Raw genomic sequence first — 7,667 nt, 5'->3', positions numbered from 1 at the left:
TATTTATTAGAAAGAATTGGCGAAAGCTACGGTGTTAGCATCAACTGGCATTGCAAACCATTAGGTACTTTAGACTGGAATGGTTCTGGTATGCACGCTAACTTCTCAAATACAACTTTACGTACAGCTAACAGCAAAGAAACTTTCACTGCTATCTGCGAGGCATTCCGCCCGGCAGTTGCTGAGTGCGTTGCTGTATATGGTGCTTACAACGAACTGCGTTTAACAGGTAAACACGAAACCGCTTCAATCAATGATTTTAGCTATGGTGTATCTGATCGTGGTGCTTCTATCCGTATCCCATTGTACACTGTTGACCATAACTGGAGTGGTTACCTGGAAGATCGTCGCCCTAACTCTGCTGCCGATCCGTACAAAGTAGCTGCAGTTATCATCAAAACTGTAAAATCAGCGAAAGTTTAATCCCCCTTATATACTTTAACGATTTCCCCCGGTTCAAAAGATCGGGGGATTTTTTGTTTTATTCATTGTCATTCTGAGCGATAGCGAAGAATCTGTTATCCAACCTTGCAGGTTGCAGCGTAGATTCGCTATAAATACCTGCCTGATTTTATGTGGGGTAAATGTTCAACAGATAAATTGTAAATATAAACCCAGCATGTTATTGTTTCGGTTGGTGTTTCGATGCCTTTTAATATCCTGATAAATAAATTAGGTTGCTCCTGGTTGGCACCAAAACCTTCGTAATCGTCAATAAAACTTAATATATTCTCAGTATCATCCATTTGGTAAATGCTGCCATGTACATATTGATCACCCTCATCGCTGAACACGGCTCCCGGGTATTCACCCATATCATATAACCTTCCCCTAAATTTACCGGTCTGCAAAAAAGTGCAATGCTGTTGCAGATAAGCTCCGTATTGGTTTTGGCTGCTCAGCAATGTTCCATAAACGAATAAATAGGGGGTAATTTGTGCCATTAATAGTCAAATTCTAAACAAAGGTAAGGGCAAATTCGTATTATTGCTATAGCTACGGGGATTGGAATTTTACGCTCTGGTATCGTAATCATCATCATTAACCCTGTAAATTGTACTATGAACGAGGAACAGATCAGAACTTATTTAGACGAAAATAAGATAGATAAAATAAAATTCGCCTTTGCCGATATTGATGGCATTTTACGTGGTAAAGTTATTCACCCTAAAAAATTTATTGATGGCCTGCAAAGCGGTTATGGCTTTTGCGATGTGGTTTTTGGCTGGGATAGCAACGATGTTTGCTATGATAATGTGCAGGTAACAGGGTGGCACACCGGTTATCCTGATAAGCTTTGCCGTATTGATCTGTCTACGCTTCGGAATATTCCGTGGCAGGATAATATTCCTTTCTTTTTGGCCGATTTTAGCGATCCTAAAGGAGCGGATTTGCCGGCTTGTCCGCGTAGTTTGTTAAAACACATTGTTAAACAATGTACAGATATGGGTTACCATGCAGAGTTTGCACAGGAATTTGAGTGGTTCAACTTCAGGGAAACACCGCAATCCATCAACGATAAAAATTTCACCAATATCAATACCCTTACACCGGGTATGTTTGGTTACTCTATTTTGCGTACATCTGAGAATAGCGATTTTTATTATGACTTGTTTAACCTGCTTACCCAGTTCAACATCCCGATAGAAGGTTTGCATACTGAAACCGGCCCGGGTGTTTACGAAGCTGCCATTGCACATGATGAGGTCTTAAATGCTGCTGATAAAGCCGTGTTATTTAAAACTGCTGTAAAGGAAATTGCCTACAAGCACGGTATCATGGCATCGTTTATGGCCAAATGGACAGAAACCCTACCGGGCTGCAGCGGGCATATCCACCAAAGCCTTTGGAGTGCGGGAATGGGCGAAAACCTGTTTTATGATGCCGCTGATAAACATAAAATGAGCGATCTGCATAAGCATTATCTTGCCGGTCAGCTTTATTGTTTGCCGCATTTACTACCTATGTACGCGCCAACTATTAATAGCTATAAACGTCTGGTTGAGGGTGCATGGGCGCCAACCACCCTTACCTGGGGTGTGGAAAACCGTACTACTGCTTTAAGGGTTATTAATACCACTCCCGACCTTACCCGCCTGGAAACACGTATACCTGGCGCTGATACCAATCCGTACTTAGCTATGGCTGCTGCCCTGGCTTCGGGCCTTTATGGTATAAAAAATAAATTAGCCTTGGGTACACCACAAACCATAGGCAATGGCTACCAGGATAAAAAGAACGGTGTGCTGGCAGCTAACCTGCATGACGCCGCAGTTGCCATGCAAAATTCAGCTATTGCAAAAGAGCTTTTTGGTGAAGGTTTTGTTGAACATTTTACTCAAACCCGCCTCTGGGAATACCGCCAATATGCCAAACATGTAAGCGATTGGGAATTGAAAAGGTACTTTGAGATTATTTAGTATTCTGAACCGATATTAAGTTGTCTGAACCAGGATTAAACGGATTTAAAGATGAATCACGATTTTTTCTTTACTACTGCAAATCAAATCCGGTAATCTGAGTAATCCGTTTAATCCTGGTTCAGACAATTAAATCAAAATAATCAAATAAATGGAACTGTTAAAGCATGATGATGTTACGCGCAAAATAATAGGCTGTGCTATGCGCGTGCATACCGCCCTAGGTAACGGTTTTCAAGAAGTAATATATCAAAGGGCTCTTGAAATAGAAATGGCTTTGGATGGACTTGCGTTTGAACGGGAAAAAGAAATGCCGATCTACTACAGAGATGTTGAAATAGGAACCCGTAGAGTTGATTTTTTCGTTTCAGGATTGATCATGGTTGAGCTAAAGGCTATTATTGAACTGGAGGATGTGCACTTGGCACAATCTATCAATTACTTAGAAGCTTACAATATGGAGATCGGCTTGTTGCTTAACTTTGGTAGTAAATCGTTAATGTTTAAGAGATTGTTGAATAAAAAGTTTAAAATTGTCTGAACCAGGATTAAACGGATTTAAAGATGAGCCACGATTTTTTCTTTATTACTGCAAATCAAAATCCAGTAATCACAGAATCTGTTTAATCGTGGTTCAGACAAAGAATCCGATAAAAAATAATACTACAATTTGTTTAATATTGCACCCGCAAATTCCAATTATAAATTAATACTAAAATGGATTATTCCATAATTGTTCAGAAGGCATGGGAGGGGTATGATGCTTCAAAAAAGATCAAGCTTATTGAAGATATCAGCGCTATGGTGTCAACCAACCATGTGTATCGCATCACTTTTGATGACGATGATATTATTATAGCCAAACTATCCTATTTTGGCAAATTTGAAAACTTCAAGGAAGATCACCGCATTATTCAAACCTTAGCAAATAACCTGCTTTACCCGTTTGAAAACTTGCTGGCACGTTCATTATTAAAAAATAACCGGGTTTATATTTACCATCATAAACATAGTAAAACAGATGTTTGGGTGGTTTTTTACAACCCAACCCGTATATTGGAGCGCATGCCCCGCAGGCTTGATGAACATCATATTAAAAAGCTTGGCCAGCAAGTAGGTAAATTTCATAAGGCATGTTCAAGGGTTAAAAATGTATTGCCTAAATCGTCAAAAACATTACGTACTGATATTTCGGCATTGTTGAATCAACTGAGCACTAATGAGAGTGAGTTTGGATCAGGTATGCAGGCCGATTTTTTAAAATATCATTGTGAAACATTTTTAAAGAACCGCTCCAAATACAACATGAGCTCGTTCGAGATCATTCCGGTATTTATTGACTGGAATATTGGAAACTTTTCGGTAACGCCTGAACTCGAACTTTATTCGCGCTGGGATTATGACTGGTTCAGGATGAGCTACCGGGTGCTTGATTTTTACTTCTTCAGCCGCGTAGTATCTGATATTGGTGACCGCACCGTATTTAGTTATGTGATCAATACCATGATGGAAGATCGGTTTATCATTTTCCTGAAAGAATATCATAAGGTAAACCCATTAACTGCCGATGAGATCAGGTTTATGAAAGAAGCGTACCGCTTTTTTATATTGAATTATGTAATTAAAGATGGTAAGCACTTTTTTAGTGAGCAATACGCGCAAAAATTGCAGTCGGAAGCATTTAATGTCTACCTGCCATCGGTCGACCGAGACTTTGATGCTGAAAAAATTATAGAAGCATTAAAATTAAAGTAGGCAATGATGTAATATTTGAGCATATTGCGACAAATATTACATCAAAACTCAAAGCATGACCAGAATAGATAACTTTAAATCCATTATTGACAGATACAAGGTTGTTTTTTTTGATGCTTTTGGTGTATTAAAAAACTATAAAGGCCTGTTGCCCGGTATCGAACGTACATTCGCCTATCTGGAGCAACAGAAAAAGGAATACTACATCGTAACCAACGATGCATCGCGCAGCCCGGCGCAGCTGGCTCAATCATACCAGATCAAAGGCCTGCACACCATAACGCCCGATCATATCATATCGTCGGGTATGCTTACTAAAGATTATTTGGATCTGAAGGTAAATGATGGGATAGTGGCTTATTTGGGTACGCCAGATTCAGCTCATTATATCGATAGCTCGGGTTTGCATACCTTACCTGTAAGCCAGATTGATGCAAGCAATATTGACAGGGTAAATGCTCTTGTTTTTTTAGATGATGAGGGCTTTGACTGGTTTGAGGACCTGAACAAAACCGTAAATATACTCCGCAAACGTGCCATACCGGCAATTGTAGCCAATACCGATCATGCCTATCCGGTAACCAAGCACGATGTATCTATCGCTATTGGGGGCATAGCGAGCATGATTGAGAAAACTGTAGGCAAAGCATTTATTCGTTTTGGCAAACCCGATTCACAAATGTTCATGTTTGCTTATGATCTGCTGCGCGAGCAGGGGCCTATCAATAAAAAAGATATTGTAATGGTTGGTGATACCCTGCAAACAGATATACTGGGTGCCAATAAGTTTGGGCTGGATACCGTTTTGGTGCTCTCAGGTAATACCCAACCCCTTGATGCCGAAAACCGGATTAAAGCCACCGGCATTGTACCTACCTACATCTGCGACTCGGCGGTGGTTGAGTTTGGTGAGCTGGGATTCTAAGAAACTTCTTCTATTTATTGTTTTCTGTATAAAAGGATTCTACAATTAGTTTGTTTAAACTTTAAAATGTCGTTCTGACAAATATTTTTATCAATAAATGTAAACTTAACATTTGTTTTTTTACTTTTGGTTTTACAAAGGCATAGCCCCGTGCCTAAAGGTGCTTATCGGTACCGAACCTAATTTATTAAACCTGATGAATAACGAAAATTTTGATCTGAAAGAACATCCGCACAGTCGTTTGAATATTTTAACCGGCGATTGGATATTGGTATCCCCGCACCGTACAAAACGCCCCTGGCAGGGTAAGGTAGAAAATGTACAGGCTGATGAAAGGCCGGCATATGATCCGGGCTGTTACCTGTGTCCCGGAAACAACAGGGCAGATGGAAGCCAAAACCCCGATTATAAAGGCAGCTTTGTTTTTACCAATGATTATTCTTCGTTGTTATTGAATACACCTGATGGCGGGTTAAATTACGATGAACTGCTGGTGGCCAACAGTCAGCGTGGTATATGCAGGGTGATCAGTTTTTCGCCCCGGCATGATCTTACATTGCCGGAGATGGAAACCGAGGATATTCGAAAAGTTGTTGATGTATGGCAAACTGAGTATCAGGATTTGTCAACCTATTCATGGATTAAGCATATCCAGATCTTTGAAAACAAAGGCGATATCATGGGTTGTAGTAATCCGCATCCGCACGGTCAGATATGGGCGCAAAATAGTATCCCGGTTGAGGTAGCAAAAGAGACCCAACAGCAGAAGGCTTATTTTGAGCAAAAAGGCCGCAGCCTGCTGGCCGATTACGTTGAGCTTGAACTGAAACGCCGGGAACGTGTTGTTTTTGAAAATGAGCACTTCGTAGTGCTGGTACCTTTTTGGGCGGTATGGCCTTATGAAACTATGATAATTAGCAAGCGCCATATTACCAGTCTGCTTTATTTTACCGATGATGAAAAAACGGCTCTTGCTGATGCTATTAAAAGGCTCACCGTAAGGTATGATAATATGTTCGAAACATCTTTCCCATACTCATCGGGCATGCACCAATCACCAGTAAACATGGGCGATCAGCCTTACTGGCACTGGCATATGCACTTTTATCCGCCACTGTTACGGTCGGCAACGGTTAAAAAATTCATGGTAGGTTACGAGATGCTGGCTAATCCGCAGCGTGATATTACTGCTGAGTTTGCGGCAGAAAAGTTAAGAAGCCTGAGCGAAGTGCATTATAAGTTAAAGGGATAACTAAAAAATATTAATTTAGGCAAACATTATAAACCAATCTACTTTATGAACAAGTTATTCAAAAACCTTTCGCTAATAATTTTGCCGGCATGCGTATCTTTGGCAGCCTGTAATCAATCATCTGACAAGAAAAAAACAACCATGACGGATAGTACACAAACTCCAGCTTCTGCAGCTTCGGCATTTGAAACAACAATCAACGGAAAGCAAACACATTTATACACGCTTAAAAATAAAAACGGTTTAACTGCCACGTTCACCAATTATGGCGGCCGTATTGTAAGCCTGCTTGTACCTGATAAAACCGGAAAACTGACCGATGTGGTATTAGGCTTTGATAGTGTGGAAGGCTTTGAAAAATCAACCGAAGTTTATTACGGAGCCACTATTGGCCGTTATGGTAACCGCTTAGCTAAAGGAAAATTTAAGATAGATGGTAAAGAATATCAATCATCCATAAATAATGCGCCAAACACGCTGCATGGTGGTAAAAATGGCTACCAAAGCGTGGTGTGGGATGGTAAGCAAATAGATTCGTCGACAGTTGAGTTTACCTACCTTTCAAAAGATATGGAAGAAGGTTTCCCGGGCAACCTGAACGTAAAGGTTACCTACAGCCTGACAGACGATAACGAATTTAAAGCAGTTTATGAAGCTACTACCGATAAAAAAACAGTCGTAAACCTGACTAACCATGCCTTTTTTAATTTAAATGGCGAAGGCAGCGGTACCATACTTGATCATGTGGTACAAATTGATGCCGATAAATATACGCCTGTTGATTCGACCCTGATACCATTGGGCGAAATAGCCAGTGTAAAAGGTACGCCATTTGATTTTACGCAACCAACAACTATTGGTAAAAGAATAAATGATGATAACGTACAGCTTAAAAACGGCAAAGGTTATGACCATAATTTTGTATTGAACAAGCATGATATCAAAACACCAATAGCTACCGTAGTAGGCGACAAAAGCGGTATAAAAATGGAAGTGTTTACCCAGGAGCCAGGCTTGCAGTTTTACAGCGGCAACTTTATGCAGGCTAAAAATGCGATGAAACGCGGTATTAAAGATGAGTTCCGTACCTCATTTGCAATGGAAACACAACACTATCCTGATTCACCCAATCAGCCTAATTTCCCGTCAACAGAGCTTAAACCTGGGGATGTTTACAAAACACAAACCTTATATAAATTTTCGGTAGCTAAATAAGCCGCATTTTTATTGAATCATAAAAGGTCTTACCTGAATAGGTAAGACCTTTTTTTGTAAATTAATGCGATAGAAATGTATAGATATTGCAGGCGGAGTG

General features: G+C 40.2%; 7 protein-coding genes and 1 pseudogene. 7 read left to right on the top strand and 1 reads right to left on the bottom strand.

Annotation, left to right across the window (positions count from 1 at the left end; all coding sequences use genetic code 11):
* Positions 1–423, top strand: a pseudogene (locus tag AAGC65_RS13770) (glutamine synthetase); the annotation flags it as partial.
* Between the two features lie 128 nt (positions 424–551).
* On the opposite strand, the gene AAGC65_RS13765 reads toward AAGC65_RS13770, so the two are convergent.
* Positions 552–944 carry a gamma-glutamylcyclotransferase family protein gene (locus tag AAGC65_RS13765; protein WP_343113038.1) on the bottom strand — a complete coding sequence of 131 codons (393 nt, stop codon included), beginning with the start codon at positions 942–944 and terminating at the stop codon, positions 552–554.
* Positions 945–1,061: 117 nt separating this feature from the next.
* Here AAGC65_RS13765 and AAGC65_RS13760 point away from each other — a divergent pair, with 117 nt between their 5' ends.
* The 6 genes from AAGC65_RS13760 to AAGC65_RS13735 all read left to right on the top strand — a co-directional run bounded on the left by AAGC65_RS13760 (position 1,062) and on the right by AAGC65_RS13735 (position 7,567).
* Positions 1,062–2,420 (top strand): glutamine synthetase family protein, encoded by a 1,359-nt coding sequence (locus AAGC65_RS13760; protein WP_343113037.1) that lies wholly within the window; start codon positions 1,062–1,064, stop codon positions 2,418–2,420.
* 151 nt (positions 2,421–2,571) lie between these two features.
* Positions 2,572–2,961, top strand: coding sequence for a GxxExxY protein (locus tag AAGC65_RS13755; RefSeq protein WP_343113036.1), 390 nt, complete (start codon positions 2,572–2,574; stop codon positions 2,959–2,961).
* Positions 2,962–3,137: 176 nt separating this feature from the next.
* Positions 3,138–4,175 carry a hypothetical protein gene (locus AAGC65_RS13750; RefSeq protein ID WP_343113035.1) on the top strand — a complete coding sequence of 346 codons (1,038 nt, stop codon included), beginning with the start codon at positions 3,138–3,140 and terminating at the stop codon, positions 4,173–4,175.
* A 55-nt stretch (positions 4,176–4,230) separates the two neighbouring features.
* Positions 4,231–5,100 (top strand): TIGR01459 family HAD-type hydrolase, encoded by an 870-nt coding sequence (locus AAGC65_RS13745; protein WP_343113034.1) that lies wholly within the window; start codon positions 4,231–4,233, stop codon positions 5,098–5,100.
* A 196-nt stretch (positions 5,101–5,296) separates the two neighbouring features.
* On the top strand, positions 5,297–6,352 hold the full coding sequence (locus AAGC65_RS13740; protein WP_343113033.1) for a UDP-glucose--hexose-1-phosphate uridylyltransferase: 1,056 nt from the start codon (positions 5,297–5,299) through the stop codon (positions 6,350–6,352).
* A gap of 45 nt (positions 6,353–6,397) precedes the next feature.
* Positions 6,398–7,567 carry an aldose epimerase family protein gene (locus AAGC65_RS13735; RefSeq protein WP_343113032.1) on the top strand — a complete coding sequence of 390 codons (1,170 nt, stop codon included), beginning with the start codon at positions 6,398–6,400 and terminating at the stop codon, positions 7,565–7,567.
* Positions 7,568–7,667 lie beyond the last annotated feature (100 nt).

The sequence above is a fragment of the Mucilaginibacter sp. genome, from assembly GCF_039207105.1.
Taxonomy (GTDB): domain Bacteria; phylum Bacteroidota; class Bacteroidia; order Sphingobacteriales; family Sphingobacteriaceae; genus Mucilaginibacter.
This window is presented reverse-complemented; position numbering and strand designations above follow the sequence as displayed.